Consider the following 16550-nt stretch of genomic DNA (forward strand, 5'->3'; position numbering starts at 1 on the left):
TCTAGCGCGCTGCTGCCCTTCCCGATCCGGCGGTGTTCGTCTTGCGAGCCCGCCGCGCTCAGGCCCGCAGCAGCGGCAGGCGCAGCGTGAGCCCCAGCACGCCGCCGCCATGCGGCGCCGAGTAGATGCGCCCGCCATGGTGGCCGGCGATGCGCTCGCAGGCCTTGGCGCTGGCCGCCATTGCGGCCGGGAGCCTGCCGTCGAAGAACCTCGCGAGCGGCGGATGGGCATCGACCGCATCGAGGTCTCGCCAGTGGACTACCGCCTGCTCGCCATCGGCATGCGCGGACACCTGCAGCGTCGTGCCGGCGCGCATCACGCTGGCCGCATAGGCCGTGACCTTCGCGAGCAGCTCGCGCAGCTCGGCCTCGATCGCGAACACGCATACCGCCTCCTGCGGCAGCTGGATGTCGAGGCGGATGGCCTTGCCGTCGGCCTGAGCCGAGGCGGCGTCGAGCAGCGCACCGATGTCCTGCGCGCGGCTCGCGCTCATGCGCTGCCGCGCTTCCCCGCGGGCCTGCGCGGCGAGTTCGCGCGCCTTGGCGCTCTGCCGCAGGTTGGCGACGAACAGCGAGAACATCATGCAGGCCACGCCGCCGAGCCCCAGCAGGATCGCGGCGGCGATGATGAATCCGAGGTTGCCCGATTGCAGCTGCCCTCCGCCCGTCATCAGCGCGCTCCCGGCGGCTGCGGCGCGGGTTCGCCCGGCAGGTCGCGCGCGCAACGCTCCTGCGCCGGTGCGCGGCCGGCCTCGCATGCGCCCCAGCCCGGAGGCGGGCGGCGCGCATCGCCGAAGAGCATTGGAGGCGGCGGTCCCTCGCCGCGGAAGCCGTGCGGCGGCGGACGATAGGGCATGGGCGGCGGGGGCAGCATGATGCAGCCGGCCAGCCCGGAGGCCGCCAGCACGCCCGCGAGAAGTCGGACTCGGTTCATCGGTCGAAGCTCACTGCTGGTTGTGTGGAATGAGGAATACAGGCGCAAACGAAAAAGCCGCGCGGAAGAAAAAAGGGCAGCGCGTGCATGCCCCTTCCCTTCCGCGCGGCGCGCGTTCGATATCAGAACGCGTGGCGGATGCCGAAGTCGTAGCCGGTGGAAGAACGCGGCAGGCCGGTGTAGCTGGTGCCCGTGCTGCCATAGCCGGTGGTGCTGGCCGACACCAGGCTGCCCGTGTAGTTCACGTCGTTGCGGTTGTTCACGCGCGCCACCGTCGCGTACAGCGCCGTGCGCTTGGACAGGTTGTGCACGTAGCCGATGGCGAACTTGCGCGCCAGCGGGTCCTCGCCCGTGATGCCGGCCGCGCCTTCGTTGTAGCGCACCTGCGAGTACGCCACGCGGATCAGGCCCGCGCCCACCGGCACCGTCGCGCCGATCAGGTACCCGTTGTAGCTGTCGTGCGTGTCGGCCACTGCCGCGTAGTCGAACTTGTTCTTCACGTTCGACAGCTCGCCGAACAGCTTCACGGGGCCGAAGTCGTACGAGGCGCCCAGGTTGATGGTCTGCACGCTGCGCTGCAGCGCGGTGGTGTCCACGACGGTGCTGCGGCCCACGCCCAGGGCGACGTCCAGCGGACCGTTGGCGTAGCCGAAGCGCCCACCCACGTAGCGGCCCGCGCTGCTGCTCGAGGCGGCCGTGGTGCTGGTGGCGTCCGTGCTGGCGTTCTCGTGCAGGGCGTACTGGAACTGGCCGTAGAAGCCGCCCAGGTTCGGCGGCAGGAAGTAGCCGATCGAGTTGCTGGCGCGCACGTAGTTGGCGTTGTTGAGGGTGGTGTTGCCGCTGACGGTGCTGATGACGTTGGTGCCCGAGCCGTTGGTGCCGAACGGGTCGAAGACGGTGTCGTTCCAGAAGGTGGGCGTGTAGTCGCGGCCCAGGCGCAGTTCGCCGAAGCCACCCGACAGGCTCACGGTGGAGCGGCGCGAGAAGGTGGAGATGCCGGTGGCGCCGTCGTCGTTGGTGATGGGCGCTTCGAGCCAGAAGCTCGCGGCCAGCCCGCCGCCGAGGTCTTCGGTGCCGCGGAAGCCGATGCGGCTGGAGTTGTAGCCGGAGTTGCCCAGGCTGGTCTTGCTTTGCTTGACCGACGCGCCGGTGGTGGTGTCGCGCGAGGTCGTCGACTGGTAGGTCAGGCCGGCGTCCACGACGCCGAACAACGTGACGGACGATTGGGCACAAGCCAGGCCGCAGACGGCCAGGGCAGCGAATGCCGTGAGGGTTTTCTTCATTCAGGTTCTCCAGTTGCAGCGGCTCTACATCGAGCAGCAGACACGCATGGTCCCGTTCAAATTCGGAGGAATCTTGTGATTGACCATTGCTTTGGGAGAACTGTTGTTTGCACGCAAACCATCGCGCTCCACCGAAGGAAACACCTCGTTCAAGAAGTCTCCCAAAAGCGGCGCGATGCTCCCTCGATCGAAGGAGCCCTCCATGACCGCCGCCTTGCCGCCGAGCACTACCGCCACCTCGCTGGGCGTGCAGCAGCTCGCCAGCGCATTCAGCCCCACCTTTTCGTACCTGCGCATTCTTCGCAACCTCATCATCCCGATGCCGGAGGGCCACACGGTGCCCACCGCGCGCGTCGACGCGGTGCTGGTGTGCGAGACCGGCGTGTATCTCTTCGAGATCAAGGCCTGGCGCAACGCGTTCGTCTACCGCAAGAAATCGGACCAGTCGCCGCCGCGCTGGTTTCTGCGCCTGCACGGCGGCAAGAACGCGCGCGAGGTGAAAGACCCCGCATGGCAAGGGGGGCGCAAGACCACGCAACTGCGCAGCCTGCTGTCCGACGAGCTGCGGCTGCAGTACTTCGTGCTGCTGCCCTGCGAGGGCATCGAACTGGAAGGCGTGATGCCTGCGGCCGTCATCACGCAGCAGGACCTGCCCTACATCGCGCGCCTGGTTCGCAACAACGGCCGCCTCGCGCGCAACTACCCGCTGCTGGACGAGCGGGCCATCGACCGCACCGTGGAGCGCCTGCTGGAGATACAGGGCAGCCTGACGATCGAGGACCACCTGCGCAACTGCCGCGAAAGAAGCGCGCAGATGCCGGAAGCCGCCGCCGCGCCGGCATGGGCGGCATCGAACGCAATGGGGTTGCAGTAAGCCGCAGGTAAAGACCCCGGCCGTTCCGGGGCAGCCCGGAGAAAGTCCCAAATTTCTCCGACATTGGCGGGAACCATGCGGCGATGCAGTTTCCCAAGTCACTCGCAGCTGCCGCCGCGCTGCTTGCCTCGATCGCCACATCTTCCGCCTGGGCGGTCGAGCCCTTCACCGTCAGGGACATCAGGCTCGAAGGCCTGCAGCGCGTCGAGCCCGGCACCGTCTTCGCCACCATGGGCCTGCGAGCCGGCGACACCTACAGCGACGAACGCGGCAGCGCGGCCATCCGCAAGCTGTTCGAACTCGGTCTCTTCAAGGACGTGCGCATCGACGTGAATGGCAACGTGCTGGTGGTGGTTGTGGAAGAACGCCCCTCCATCGCCGACGTGGATTTCGTGGGCACCAAGGAATTCGACAAGGCGGCGCTGCAGAAAGCGCTGCGCGAGGTGGGGCTGTCCGAAGGGCAGGCCTACGACAAGGCGCTGACCGACCGCGCCGAGCAGGAGCTCAAGCGGCAGTACATCAGCCGCAGCCTCTACAACGCGCAGGTCATCACCACCGTCACGCCGCTGGAGAGGAACCGGGTGAACATCACCTTCACCGTGACCGAAGGCGAGCCCGCTCGCATCAAGGAAGTGCACGTGGTCGGCAACAAGGCCTTCAGCGAGAGCACGCTGCTCGACCTCTTCGACCAGGACACGGGCGGCTGGCTCGACTGGTACACCAAGTCCAACCAGTACTCGCGCACCAAGTTCAACGGCGACCTGGAGACGCTGCGCTCCTACTACATCACGCGCGGGTATCTGGAGTTCCGCATCGACTCCACGCAGGTCGCCATCTCGCCCGACCGGCAGACGCTGACCCTCACGATCAACATCACCGAGGGCGAGAAGTTCGTGGTGGCCGGCGTGAAGCTCGCTGGCGACTACATGGGCCACGAGGACGAGTTCAAGACGCTGGTGACCATCCGCCCGGGCAAGCCCTACAACGGCGAGGACGTGGCCGCCACCACCAAGGCCTTCACCGACTACTTCGGCACCTTCGGCTATGCCTTCGCGCGCGTGAAGGCCGAGCCGGAGATCGACCGGCAGAACAACCGCGTGACACTGGTGCTCAAGGCGGAAGCCTCGCGCCGCGCCTATGTGCGCCGCATCAACATCGGCGGCAACGCCAGGACGCGCGACGAGGTGATCCGCCGCGAGTTCCGCCAGTACGAGGGCGCCTGGTACGACGGCAACAAGATCCGCGCCTCGCGCGACCGCATCGACCGCCTGGGTTTCTTCACCGACGTGAACGTCGACACCGTCGACGTGCCCGGCTCGCCCGACCAGGTCGACCTGGCGGTGAACGTGACCGAGAAGCCCACCGGATCGCTGCAGCTGGGCGCGGGCTACTCGTCGACCGACAAGGTCTCGCTGACCTTCGGCATCACGCAGGAGAACGTGTTCGGCAGCGGCAACTACCTGGGACTGAACGTGAACACCAGCTCGTACAACCGCACCATCTCGCTCACGGCCACCGATCCGTACTTCACCAAGGACGGCATCTCGCGCACGATCAACGTGTTCCACACCACCACGCGGCCCTACTACGAGGCCGACGGCAACTACAAGCTCGCGAGCGACGGCGGCTCCATCCGATTCGGCTTCCCGGTGGGCGAGCAGGACACGGTGTTCCTCGGCATCGGGCTGGAGCGCTGGTCGTTCACGCCGGGCACCAACGGCACCTACACGCTGGTCGACGGCTCGTACGTGTACACCGCCACGCCGCAGGCCTACCTCGACTACTTCAAGTGCACGGGCACCGCGCCGAGCGTGAGCTGCGCCAAGTCGAGCATGATCGCCATCCCGGCCACGCTGGGCTGGTCGCGCGACGACCGCGACAGCGCGCTGGTTCCCACGCGCGGACGCCTGCAGAGCGCAAACCTCGAGATGGGCGTCGGCAGCGAACTGCGCTACCTCAAGACCAACTACCAGTACCAGCAGTATTTCCCGCTGTCCAAGCAGTACACGCTGGCCATCAACGGGCAGCTGGGCTATGCGCGCGCGCTGGGCGACAGCACCTATCCGATCTTCAAGAACTTCTACGCCGGCGGCCTGGGCTCGATCCGCGGCTTCGAGCAGAACTCGCTCGGCCCGGCCGACTCGGTCACGGGAGGCGCGCTGGGCGGCACGCGCAAGGCGATCTTCAACATGGAGTTCAGCACACCCTTCCCTGGCGCGGGCAACGACAAGACGCTGCGCCTGTACACCTTCCTCGACGCGGGCAACGTGTTCGCCGACCGCACCGCGAGCATGACCGACGCGCAGTGGAAGGCGCAGAACCGCATCCGCGCCTCCACCGGCATCGGCATCAGCTGGATCTCGCCGCTGGGCCCGCTGCGGCTGGCCTACGCGGTGCCGCTGATCTACCAGAAGGCCGACACCGCGAACAACATCGCGGCCGACCGCACGCAGCGCTTCCAGTTCCAGATCGGAACCTCGTTCTGAGCACAGGGGGTCCTGGCCATGGGTCGCATCCTGCTGGTGGAGGACAAGAGGCACGACAGCGCCTCGCTGCTGCTGGGCCACCTGCACGGCGCGGGCCATGAGATCGAGCAGGTCGGCGACGGAGAGGCCGCGCTGGAGCGCATCCTGGGCGAGCCGCCCGCGCTCACCCTGCTCGACGTGGTGCTGCCGCGCATCGACGGCATCCAGGTGCTGGAGAAGGTGCGTTCCTGCGGCAAGCACCCGATCATCATGCTGACCGGGCGCACGCACGAGGCCGACCGGCTGCTGGCGCTGGACATGGGCGCGGACGACTATGTCTGCAAGCCCTTCTCGCCGCGCGAGGTGGTGGCGCGCATCCAGACGATTTTGCGCCGGCATGCACAGTGGCGCGACAGCGTGGCGCGGCCCTCGACCGCCGTGCGCTTCGACGACCCTCGCGGCAACGCCTGCCTCGAAGGCCGCGCGCTGACGCTCACGCGCCGCGAGCTGCTGCTGTTGCGGGCACTGTCACGCGACCCCGGACGGGTGTTCACCCGCTCCAAGCTGCTGGAGGCAGCCTTTCCCGAGGCCTTCGACGTGAACGAGCGCGCCGTGGACGGGCACATCAAGAACCTGCGCAGGAAGCTCGCGGCGGCCGTGCCTTCGCACGACTGGATCCGCTCGGTCTACGGCGTTGGCTTCAGCTTCGCGGAGCGGCCGATCGTCAGCTCGTGGTGCGCGGCGGCACCAGCGCCTTGAGGCGCGCGGCGCCGGCCAGCGCGCGCGGATGCATGGGCGGCCAGCCTCCTGCGCCTCCTGCGCCTGCACCGCCTGCACCGCCTGCACCGCCTGCACCGCCTGTTGGCGGCATGCCCTGCGCGCCCGGCGGCATGCCGCCCGCGGAAGGCGATGGCGGCCGCTCGATCGCGGGGTTCGCGGCCGGATCGACCACCAGCGCGAGCGTGGCCACATAGCGCTGCCGCTCCTCGCGCACCGCGCCGAGCACGGTGTCGCCGGCCTTCAGCGCGATGCCGTCGACGCTGTTGAGCGTGTCGCGCATCCGCGTGCGCTGGTAGAGCGGAACCTGCGTGTACAGGAACTCGCTGAGCGCATCGGGCAGGAAGAACTGCGAGGTGAGCACCGCGCGCGTTCCGTCGAGCACCTTCATGTGGATGTGCGTGGTGCGCCCCGCGTACCAGCCCGGGTAGATGGTGGCGAAGGCGGCGACGCCCTCGCGGTCGGTGAGCTGGCTGCCCCGCAGGAAGGTCTTGCCCTCGAAGGCGAGCGAGCGGTCGTCGCCCTGCTCGCCGAAGCCGGAATAGCGGCCCTGCATGTCGCAATGCCAGATGTCCACGCGCAGCCCAGGCAGCGGCTTTCCGGTGGTGTCGCAGACGTTGAAGCGCACTTCCAGCGGCACGCCGTCGAGCCCCTCGGTGATGTCCCGGCGCATCCGGTCCAGGTCGAGGTAGTAGGGGCCTTCGGTGGTCTGCGCGGTCAGCGGCAGCTTCTTCAGCGCGGTGGCGGCCCCGGCGGGCCGGGCGGAGGCTGCAGCCAGCGTGGCGGCGCCCAAGGTGGCCAGCAGGCCGCGGCGGCCGATGGCGGTGTCGTCGTGACTTGTCACTCTTCTTCCCTGTGAACGTTGGAGCCTGTGAGTTGCGTACCGGCCGGCCGCGTGACCCGGACCTCGGCCCAGAGCACCAGCAGCACCCACGCCTGGGCAAGAAGGCAGAAAGACACGACGATCGCCCCCTGCAGCACAAGGCTCGGTTCCGGATTCATGGCCTCATGCTGGGGCCGCATGGTGGAGAAAAGATGGAGATCCCCGAGCGGATTTCCTCCCAGATTCCTCCACATTCGGCCGCGATGATCGGTGGCCGTCCCCTCCAGCCGTCCTCAGCCCGCCTCCCCTCGCCCGCCATGCATGCCGCAGAATGCGGCACTGCCCCTCCGAGCCCATGCCTCACCTGACCCTTTCCAGAAAGATCTTCCTGGCGCTGGCCGCCTTGTTGATCGTGCTGCTGATCAGCTTCGCGGGCCTTTCGATCATCGCGCTGCAGCGCGGGCTGGGCTCCTACGTGGCCGAGATCGAGATCCGGCGCATGGACTGGCTCTCGCAGATCCTCCTGAAGTACTACGTGGCCAACGGCGACTGGAAGGGCCTGCACGACAACGAAGACGCATGGCGCCGCCTGCAGATGGGCCGGCTGGCCGCCGCGCTCGACAACGGCACCGGCAGCGCCGACGAAAGGCGCCTGCCGCCCTGGTACGAGCACCGCGCCATGCGCGGCAACCCGCCGCCGGAGGGCAACCGCGGCAATGCCGGCGACGGCAACAGCGGGGACGAGGGCCGCCCGCCTCCACCCCCGCCACCGCCGGAATCCGGCCTGCCGTCGCAGCAGCTCGACCTGGTGCCGCGCCGGCTGCCGACGATGCCGCCGCCGTGGTTCTTCCGCGATCCGCGCGAGATGCCGGACTCCATCTTCCAGCGGCTGGCCCTGCTCGACGCGCATGGCGCGCGCGTGGTGGGCGCCGAGGGCGACCTGGCGAACGCGGCGCGCATACCGATACGGCGCGACCGCAGCGTCATCGGCTACCTGGCGCTGACGCCGATGCAGGGCCTGGAGAGCGAGGCCGACCGGGCCTTCGTCGCGCGGCAGTCGGGCGTGATCGTGCTCACCGGGCTGTGCGGGCTCGGCTTCGCGCTGGTGCTGTCGTGGCTCCTGGCGCGCCGCTGGTTCAGGCCCATCGACGAACTCACGCAGGCAGCGCAGGACGTGGCGCGCGGCCGGCTCTCCACCCGCGTCGCGGTGCAGGGCTCCGACGAACTGGCGCTGCTGGGGCGCACCTTCAACGACATGGCGCAGCGCCTGGACACGATGGAGGCCTCGCGCCGCGCCTGGCTGGCCGACGCGGCCCACGAGCTGCGCACGCCGCTGGCCGCCATGCGCGCAGAAATCGAGGCGCTGCAGGACGGCGTGCGCACCTTCGACGAGCGCACCGCGCTGCGGCTGCACCGGCAGGTGATCCGCCTGGGCCAGCTGGTCGACGACCTGCGCAGCAGCATGCGCGAGCCGCAGAGCGACCTGCTCGCGACCACCGTGTTCCCGCTCTCGCTGCTGAAGGAAGCGCTCGACCACACCCGCGACCGCTTCGACGCGCGCAACATCACGGTGGACCGCCGCGCGGTCGACCGCATCGGCGCCTCCGCGCAGCCCGTGATCGAGGGCGACGCGCACCGGCTGCACCAGGTCTTCATGAACCTGCTGGAGAACGCGCTGGCCTACACCGACGAGGGCGGCGAGCTGCGCATCGACGTCATCGTCGAAGGCGCGTGGACGGGCAACCGCCTCACGCTGGTGTTCGACGACAGCGCGCCGGGCGTGCCCGAGTCCGAGCTGCCGCGCCTGTTCGACCGCCTCTTCCGCGGCGAGAGCTCTCGTAGCCGCGAACACGGCGGCTCCGGGCTCGGCCTTTCCATCTGCCGCGCGACCGTCGAGGCGCACGGCGGCACCATCGACGCGTCGGCGTCGCCACTGGGCGGCCTGCGCCTGACCATCACCCTTCCACTGGCAGCAACGTCATGACACGCATCGTCATCGTCGAAGACGAAACCGACATCGCCTCGGTGGTGCAGGACTACCTGCGCCACGCGGGCTACGACACCGAACTCTTCACCGACGGGCAGAGCGCGCTCGAAAGCATCGTCGCCTCGCCGCCCGGCCTCACGCTGCTGGACATCATGCTGCCGCGTCTCGACGGCATCGAGGTGCTGCGCCGCGCGCGCGAGCACACGGCGCACCCGATCATCATGCTGACCGCGCGCATCGAGGAAGTCGACCGGCTGCTGGGCCTGGAGCTGGGTGCCGACGACTACGTGTGCAAGCCCTTCTCGCCGCGCGAGCTGGTGGCGCGGGTGCGCGCCGTGCTGCGCCGCACCGCGCCGGGCCTCGCGCAGGGAGCGTCCCCGCAGGGCGACGCGCCGGGGCTGGTGCTGGACGACGTGCACTGGCGTGCCTCGCTCGAAGGCACGCCGCTGAACCTCACGCGGCGCGAATTCGGGCTGCTGCAGGTGCTCTCGCGGCACCCGGGGCGCATCTTCTCGCGCGCCCGCCTGCTCGAACTGGCCTACGACGACACGGTGGACGTGACCGAACGCGCCATCGACAGCCACGTGAAGAACCTGCGCCGCAAGCTCGGCGTGGTGACGCCGGAGCACGACTGGATACGGTCGGTGTATGGCGTCGGTTTCGCCTGGGAAGCGCCGGCTCCAGCCTGAAGCCTGCCGACACAACCAAGACGACATGGTCGCGCGGGTGCCCCGGGCAGCCGCGCGGACCAGTCGGGCGACTGCGTTACTTGGGTGAGTAAGTCATCTTGGTCGCGATCATCGGCGACTTCGGATCGATCCCCTTGAGCACCTGTCCCCTGTAGGGCCCTTCAGCCGCTTGCCAGATCTCGCCCACGGTGACTTGCGCCAGCCCGCCCGGGCCGGCAGTGATCTTCAGAGAGAACTTGCATGTGTCGAAGGCCCCCAGCGGGGTTTCCAGCTTCTCGCGGCCATGGTAGGTGAGTTCGCCGGTTGCCGGCACCGTAGTCGTCCAATCGACGCGGCCATCGGTGGTTGAGATCTTCGTGAAGGAAATCTGCTGCCGGGCGACCTGCCCAGGCTTCATGTCGACAGGGAACGAGATCGGCGGCGCATATGACTGCGAAGAGACGAAAACCTGCTCCGAAGGAGAAGCCGGTTGCGGCGGCGTGATCTTTGTCTTCTGTGTGGTCGACTTGCCGTAGAGAAAAACATTCCCGCTGACAAGATCCTTGAATTCCTTCTTGACGGTACTTTGCTGAAACTGCGGAAGATCGACAAGCTCCGAACCGACGTTGAAGGCAATTGGTTTGGCCCCAGCAAATGATTCACGTCCTTCGGTGACGCTCTTTCTGCGGAAAGGCTGGGCCGTCGGGCTTCCTCCCACTTTCATCGCCTCGAAATCCAGGGTCGTTCCCTCGCGAAAGTCGGCTTCGTTGAAACATGCGGCCGAACTCTCCACGGCTGGCGGTGCTGCGGCCGGCTGGGCAGGGGCTGGTGCGGGGGCTGGTGCGATTGGCAGGATGGGAACTCCGCCGCCTCCACCATTCCCTCCTCCACACGCGGAAATCGCCGCAGCCATTGTTGCCGTCGCAAACAGCCTTGCGCGCTGCAAGGTGCAGGCATCTACTCTTTTCATAATCCCTCCGTTTTTTTGCAAACATTGACAATTGTTGATTTTTCGCGCTACCCCATAGGGAGCGCCAAAAGCTTTTATTGCAACGGTATTGCAAGAGGATTACGAAGAGCAGTTCGCCCACCTGATGACGGCGCCCGAGCTGCGTGGCCGGGGCAACGATGACGCCAGAGATGCGCGATCGGCCGGCACGAAGCCGGTCGCCGCTTTTCTGCTTTTCTGCTTTTCTGCTTTTCCGGTTTTCCTACTGGTACGCCGCCAGCTCCTGCTTCGCAATCGCGTTGCGATGCACTTCGTCGGGACCGTCGGCCACGCGCAGGTGGCGCTCGTAGGCGTAGAAGTGCGTGAGCAGCGTGTCCTGGCTCAGGCCCATGGCGCCGAAGGCCTGCATGGCCCAGTCGACCACCTTCACGCAGTTGTTGGGCGTGAGCACCTTGATCATCGCGATCTCCTTGGCGGCGACCTTGTTGCCCACGGTGTCCATGCGGTAGGCGGCGTTGAGCACCATCCAGCGCGACTGCTCGATGAGCATGCGCGACTCGGCGATGCGCTCGCGCCACACGCCCTGCTCCGACAGCGGCTTGTGGAAGGCGGTGCGCGACACGAGGCGCTGGCACATCATCTCCAGCGCGGCCTCGGCCATGCCGATGGCGCGCATGCAGTGGTGGATGCGGCCGGGGCCAAGGCGGCCCTGCGCGATCTCGAAGCCGCGGCCCTCGCCGAGCAGGATGTTCTCGACCGGCACGCGCACGTTCTCGAACACGATCTCGGGGTGGCCGAAGGGCGGGTCGTACACGCCGAGCAGCGCCATGTCGCGCACGATGGTCACGCCGGGCGTGTTCTTCGGCACGAGGATCATCGACTGCTGCCTGTGGCGGTCGGCGTTGTCGGGGTCGGTCTTGCCCATGAGCACGAAGATCTCGCAGCGCTCGTTCATCGCGCCGGTGATGTACCACTTGCGGCCGTTGATGACGTACTCGTCGCCCTCGCGGCGGATGCTGCAGCGGATGTTGGTGGCGTCGCTGGAGGCCACCTCGGGCTCGGTCATCGCGAAGGAGGAGCGGATCTCGCCGGCCAGCAGCGGCTTGAGCCAGCGTTCCTGCTGCGCCTTGGTGCCGTAGCGCGCCAGCACTTCCATGTTGCCGGTGTCGGGGGCGGAGCAGTTGAAGATCTCGGAGGACCAGTAGCGCCGGCCCATGATCTCGCACAGCGGCGCGTACTCGACGTTGCTCAGGCCGGGGCCGTGCTCCGACTCGGGCAGGAAGAGGTTCCACAGTCCGCGCTCGCGCGCCTTGGCCTTGAGGCCGGCCATCATCGGCAGCTCGGCGTACGGCCGGCCGGCGCGGGCGTTGGCGGCGAGTTCCTCCTCGTGGCGCTTCTCGTTGGGATAGACGTACTCGTCCATGAACCTGAGCAGTTCCTCGCGCAGCGCGATCACCCGGGGCGTGAATTCGAAATGCATGGTGCGTCCTTCAGCAAGAGTCGGTGTTGTGCATGTGCGCCTTGAAGGTACGTTGCGCGCGGCGTTTCGCACGGTCTTCCGGGTGACAGCACGGGGCCGCGCCTGTCACCTTGGCAGCAGCGGCCGGCGCGACAATGGGTGCATGACAGCCAGCCCCACGCACGACACGCCCCCCACCGCACAGCCACGCCCCGTGCGCATGGCGGCCACCCTCATCGTGCTGCGCGACGCAAGTGCCGGCCTGGAAGTGCTGATGCTGCGGCGTGCCGAGAAGGCCAACGACCAGAACAGCGGCGCGAGCGTGTTCCCGGGCGGTGTGATCGACGCGCACGACCGCGGCCTGCACGGCTGCTGCAGCGGCCTCGATGACCGGGCCGCGAGCGCGCGGCTCGAAGTGCCCGAAGGCGGCCTGGACTACTACGCGGCGGCGATCCGCGAATGCTTCGAGGAAGCCGGGCTTCTGTTCGCGACCGATTCCACCGGACAACTGGTGACGCTCGACGGCCTGCCTCCAGGCCAGCTCGCCGAGATGCGCCATGCGGCGGAGCAAGGCACCGACGCGCTGCTGTCGCTGTGCGCGTGGCACGGCTGGAAGCTCGCAGCCGACCGGCTCGCGTACTTCTCGCACTGGCTCACGCCGCCGGGCATGCCGCGCCGCTTCGACACGCGCTTCTTCCTCGCCACCATGCCCGAGGCGCAGAGCGTGCAGCCCGACGGCCGCGAGACAGTCGAGCACATGTGGCTGCGTCCCGCCGATGCCGTGGACCCGGCGCGCGGGCTCAAGCTGATGAACGTGACGCGCCGCATCCTGCTGGAACTCGCGCGGTTCGAAAGCGTGGGCGAGCTCATGGCGCATGCGCGCGGCCTGAAGCACATTCCGCGCGCGATGCCGCGGCTGGCGGACGGTCCGAAGGGACGGCGGCCGGTGAACATGGAGGAGCCTTCGTACGAGGAAGTCGGCTTTGTCGATCCCGATGGCGAAGGCGGCGGCCGCTACGCGCACGAGGCCGGACTGGCGATGCGGCTTTCTGCGCGGGTGCTGCGGGTGACCGGAGAAGCCGGCGACGGATCGGGCACGCTGGTGCACAGCTACTTCGTGGGAACGGCGGGCGGCGATTGCGCCTTGATCGACGCATTGCCCGCGGGCCCCGCGCATGCCGAGGCGCTTGCCTCCGCCGCGCCGGGACGCGTGCGATGGCTCCTGTCGACGCGGGCGGCTTCCGATGCAGGCACCGTGGCACTGGCGCCGGGCGAGCAGATCAGCGTCGGCGATGCGACGCTGCGCGTGCTGCCGGACGATGGCGATGCGCAGTCGCGCCGGTTCCTGCTGGTCGAGGAAGGCATGCTGTTCGCGGGCACTTCCGATGCGCCCACGGCCGACGACGAACAGGTGCGGTGGATCGCACCGCGCCACGGCTTCCTGCGCAGCCGGCGCTGACCACCCCGCAGCGCCTCATCCCGCCACATGGCCGTGGCATGCATCGTGCAAGATCGGCCCATCATGCTTCCCCTGTCTCCCGACGCGCTGCGCCAGCGGCTGCGGTCTTTCGCCTCTCGCGCGCAGCCCGTGCGCATCCTTCTCACCCTCGGCAGCCTCATGGCGGGCTGCGCCTGGAGCGGCCACGCCGATGCGGTGATCCCCCTCTTCCTCGGTGCCATCGCCAGCGCGCTCGCCGAGACCGACGACAGCTGGCGCGGGCGGCTGCGCGCGCAAGTGGTCACGCTGGTCTGCTTCGCGGCCATCGCGTTCGCGGTGGAGGCGGCCTTCGGCATGCCGCTGCTGTTCATCGCCGGGCTCGCGCTCGCGGCCTTCTGGCTCACCATGCTCGGCGCCGTGGAGGCGCGCTACAAGGCGATCGCGTATGCGACGCTGATCCTCGCGATGTACGCCACGCTGGGCATCGAGAACATGGGCGCGCACGGCGTGGCGCACCGCGGGCGCGAGCCCCTGCTGCTGGTGGCGGGCGCCGCCTGGTACGGCGTGTTCTCGGTACTGTGGTGCGCAGCCTTTCCGGCGCAGCCGGTGCAGGCGCGTCTGGTGACGCTGTTCACGGTGCTGGGCAACTACGTGCGCTTCAAGGCGTCGCTCTTCGAGCCACTGCGCGGCATCGACATCGAGCGCAAGCGGCTCGCGCTCGCGCAGCTCAATGCCGAGGTGGTGACGGAGCTCAACGCGGCCAAGGAGAGCATCTTCCGCCGCATCGGGGCGCGGGCACCTACCGGACGCATCTCGCGCTACCGGGGGCTTTATCTGATCGCGCAGGACGTGCACGAGCGCGCCAGTTCCTCGCACGACGACTACAACGCGCTGGCCGATGCCTTCTTCCACAGCGACCTGCTCTACCGCTGCCAGCGCGTGCTGGGCCTGCAGGGGCTGGCCTGCCAGCGGCTGGCCGATTCGGTGGAGCGGCGCGAGCCCTTCGAGGTGGGGACCGAGACCGTGCAGGCACTGGCCGATCTGCGCAGCGCCATCGAGCATGAGCGCGCGCGGGCAGTTACGCCTGCAAGGCTGGCGCTGCTGGCCTCGGTGGAGGCGCTGGCGCGCAATCTCGCGCTGCTCGATGGCCAGCTCGCGGGGGCCAGCCAGCCTTCGGCGCGCGCGGGCCGCACGGAGATGGGTTTGTTCGACCGCTCGCCACGCTCCTGGCGCGACGCGGTGGAGCGGGTGCGGCGGCAGCTCACGGTGCGATCGCCGCTCTTCCGGCATGCGCTGCGGTTGTCGATCGCGCTGGTGGCGGGCTATGGGGTGATGCATGTCATCCACCCGGCGCAGGGCTACTGGATCCTTCTGACCACGCTCTTCGTCTGCCAGCAGACGTATGGGGACACCATCGCGCGCATGGGGCAGCGCATTGCCGGCACCGCCCTCGGCGTGGTGGCGGGCTGGGCGCTGCTGCAGCTCTTTCCGCAGCCGCTGGTGCAGTCAGTGCTCGCGGTGATCGCCGGCGTGCTGTTCTTTGCGACCCGCACCACGCGCTACCTGCTGGCCACCGCCTCGATGACGCTGCTGGTGCTGATGTGCTTCAACCAGGTCGGCGACAGCGGCGTGCTGCTGGTGCCGCGGCTGGTCGACACCGCCATCGGCAGCGCCATCGCCGGGCTGGCGGTGCTGCTGGTGCTGCCTCACTGGCAGGCCCGCCGCATCAACGAGCTCGCGGCGGCCGCCATGCGCGGCCACGCGGGCTACCTGCGGCAGATCGTCGGCCAGTACCGCACGGGCGCGCGCGACCACCTCGACTACCGGCTGGCGCGGCGCAACGACCACAACGCGGATGCGGCGCTGTCCACCGCCGTGTCGGACATGTTCCGCGAGCCGGGCTACGTGAGGCCGCGCGCGGGGGTGGCGCTGCGCTTCCTGATCCGCTCGCACACGCTGCTGAGCTACCTGTCGGCGCTCGGCGCGCACCGGGCCGCGCTCCCCGATTCGGCCCAGATGGCGGTGCTGCATGCCTCTGCCGAGGGGGCGATCGCGGCGCTGGAGGCGCTGGCGACCGGGCTGGAAAAGGGCGTGGTGGATGCCACAGGCGGCACGGAAGATGAAGCCGCAGCGCGGGCCGCGCTGGCACAGGCCGCAGCCGAAGGCGGGGAAGGCGCCGACCCGCAGGCGCGAACTTTCCATACCGAACTCGGTCTGATCTGGCTGCAGATAGACGCCCTGCGCACCCACGCAAGCGAATGGCTGCAGCCCGAAGGCGGTGATACGACGACCGCGCCAGCCTGAGGAACATCCATGCGATCCGGTCGGTTGAAACCGCCGCCGCGAAGAAAGGCCCGGCGCGGCAGGTAAAATACCCCTACATGTCCCGCTGGTTTGCCGCTACCGTCCTCGCAATCATGTTGTCCTGCTACGGCTTCGCCGTGCTTGCCCACAACATGCTCGGTGCCGGCCATTCGCATGCCGAACCACAGGCGGCACAGGCGACCCAGACGCTGATCGTCAGCGTCGCCTTCTCAGACATCTCCGATCTCTCCGAAGCCAGGAAGCCGGCAGGCGATGCCGACAAGGCATCGGACGACGCCCTCTCCATCGATGAAGCCGGCTCCGAACACGCCGAGCTGGTCGATGCACGCAACGGCGCGCCCGCGCTGCTGCGCTTCACGGAACAGCCGCCGAAACTCGGCCTGACCACCATCGTCTCGCCGTTCCTGGCGCGACCCAAGCGGCCACCCCGCGCCGCGTCCCTCGTCGCCTAGGCCCCAAAAGCCTTCGCGACCGGGAGCCGCCATGGCTCCCGCTCCCCTGTTGTGACCAGGGCCGGCCGCCATCGGGCGGCACCCGCATCGCAACCGCAGCTACCTGATCTCTCCCAT

The 16550-nt window shown here is 68.5% G+C and carries 15 protein-coding genes; 8 read left to right on the top strand and 7 right to left on the bottom strand.

Annotated elements, in window-relative coordinates; all coding sequences use genetic code 11:
* Positions 1 to 58: 58 nt before the first annotated feature.
* The 3 genes from EJP67_RS27730 to EJP67_RS27740 all read right to left on the bottom strand — a co-directional run bounded on the left by EJP67_RS27730 (position 59) and on the right by EJP67_RS27740 (position 2216).
* The gene (locus EJP67_RS27730) at positions 59 to 670 is read right to left on the bottom strand and encodes an ATP-binding protein (protein ID WP_206169564.1); all 612 of its coding nucleotides are present in this window, start codon (positions 668 to 670) and stop codon (positions 59 to 61) included.
* Positions 670 to 933: a hypothetical protein gene (locus tag EJP67_RS27735; RefSeq protein WP_126024959.1), complete on the bottom strand. Its 264-nt coding sequence runs from the start codon at positions 931 to 933 to the stop codon at positions 670 to 672. The genes EJP67_RS27730 and EJP67_RS27735 overlap by 1 nt, the downstream gene beginning before the upstream one ends.
* A gap of 122 nt (positions 934 to 1055) precedes the next feature.
* Positions 1056 to 2216 carry a porin gene (locus tag EJP67_RS27740; RefSeq protein WP_126024960.1) on the bottom strand — a complete coding sequence of 387 codons (1161 nt, stop codon included), beginning with the start codon at positions 2214 to 2216 and terminating at the stop codon, positions 1056 to 1058.
* A gap of 202 nt (positions 2217 to 2418) precedes the next feature.
* Between EJP67_RS27740 and EJP67_RS27745 the strand changes: the two genes are divergently transcribed.
* The 3 genes from EJP67_RS27745 (at position 2419) to EJP67_RS27755 (ending at position 6314) form a co-directional block, all read left to right on the top strand.
* Positions 2419 to 3090, top strand: a complete 672-nt coding sequence (locus EJP67_RS27745) for a nuclease-related domain-containing protein (protein ID WP_126024961.1) — start codon at positions 2419 to 2421, stop codon at positions 3088 to 3090.
* A gap of 83 nt (positions 3091 to 3173) precedes the next feature.
* A complete protein-coding gene (gene bamA, locus EJP67_RS27750) occupies positions 3174 to 5576 on the top strand; it encodes an outer membrane protein assembly factor BamA (RefSeq protein WP_126024962.1) in 2403 nt (800 codons plus the stop codon).
* An 18-nt stretch (positions 5577 to 5594) separates the two neighbouring features.
* On the top strand, positions 5595 to 6314 hold the full coding sequence (locus tag EJP67_RS27755) for a response regulator (RefSeq protein WP_126024963.1): 720 nt from the start codon (positions 5595 to 5597) through the stop codon (positions 6312 to 6314).
* Here EJP67_RS27755 and EJP67_RS27760 read toward each other — a convergent pair.
* Entirely contained in the window at positions 6280 to 7176 is an 897-nt protein-coding gene (locus tag EJP67_RS27760; RefSeq protein WP_126024964.1) for an intradiol ring-cleavage dioxygenase, read from the bottom strand. The genes EJP67_RS27755 and EJP67_RS27760 overlap by 35 nt on opposite strands.
* Positions 7173 to 7334: a hypothetical protein gene (locus EJP67_RS33710; RefSeq protein ID WP_165909714.1), complete on the bottom strand. Its 162-nt coding sequence runs from the start codon at positions 7332 to 7334 to the stop codon at positions 7173 to 7175. The genes EJP67_RS27760 and EJP67_RS33710 overlap by 4 nt, the downstream gene beginning before the upstream one ends.
* A 176-nt stretch (positions 7335 to 7510) precedes the next feature.
* Between EJP67_RS33710 and EJP67_RS27765 the strand changes: the two genes are divergently transcribed.
* Positions 7511 to 9139 carry an ATP-binding protein gene (locus EJP67_RS27765; protein ID WP_126024965.1) on the top strand — a complete coding sequence of 543 codons (1629 nt, stop codon included), beginning with the start codon at positions 7511 to 7513 and terminating at the stop codon, positions 9137 to 9139.
* Positions 9136 to 9831: a response regulator gene (locus tag EJP67_RS27770; RefSeq protein WP_126024966.1), complete on the top strand. Its 696-nt coding sequence runs from the start codon at positions 9136 to 9138 to the stop codon at positions 9829 to 9831. Before EJP67_RS27765 ends, EJP67_RS27770 begins: the two co-directional genes overlap by 4 nt.
* A 76-nt stretch (positions 9832 to 9907) precedes the next feature.
* Here EJP67_RS27770 and EJP67_RS27775 read toward each other — a convergent pair whose 3' ends face one another.
* Both EJP67_RS27775 and EJP67_RS27780 read right to left on the bottom strand, forming a co-directional pair.
* The gene (locus EJP67_RS27775; RefSeq protein WP_165909715.1) at positions 9908 to 10603 is read right to left on the bottom strand and encodes a hypothetical protein; all 696 of its coding nucleotides are present in this window, start codon (positions 10601 to 10603) and stop codon (positions 9908 to 9910) included.
* Positions 10604 to 11021: 418 nt separating this feature from the next.
* Entirely contained in the window at positions 11022 to 12239 is a 1218-nt protein-coding gene (locus EJP67_RS27780) for an acyl-CoA dehydrogenase family protein (RefSeq protein WP_126024968.1), read from the bottom strand.
* A gap of 142 nt (positions 12240 to 12381) precedes the next feature.
* On the opposite strand from EJP67_RS27780, the gene EJP67_RS27785 reads away from it, so the two are divergent.
* The 3 genes from EJP67_RS27785 (at position 12382) to EJP67_RS27795 (ending at position 16433) form a co-directional block, all read left to right on the top strand.
* Positions 12382 to 13677, top strand: coding sequence for an NUDIX hydrolase (locus EJP67_RS27785; RefSeq protein ID WP_126024969.1), 1296 nt, complete (start codon positions 12382 to 12384; stop codon positions 13675 to 13677).
* 63 nt (positions 13678 to 13740) lie between these two features.
* Positions 13741 to 15960, top strand: a complete 2220-nt coding sequence (yccS, locus tag EJP67_RS27790) for a YccS family putative transporter (protein WP_126024970.1) — start codon at positions 13741 to 13743, stop codon at positions 15958 to 15960.
* A gap of 77 nt (positions 15961 to 16037) precedes the next feature.
* Entirely contained in the window at positions 16038 to 16433 is a 396-nt protein-coding gene (locus EJP67_RS27795) for a hypothetical protein (protein ID WP_240650806.1), read from the top strand.
* Positions 16434 to 16550: the final 117 nt, after the last annotated feature.

It is taken from the genome of Variovorax guangxiensis (genome assembly GCF_003952165.1).
Taxonomy (GTDB): domain Bacteria; phylum Pseudomonadota; class Gammaproteobacteria; order Burkholderiales; family Burkholderiaceae_C; genus Variovorax; species Variovorax guangxiensis.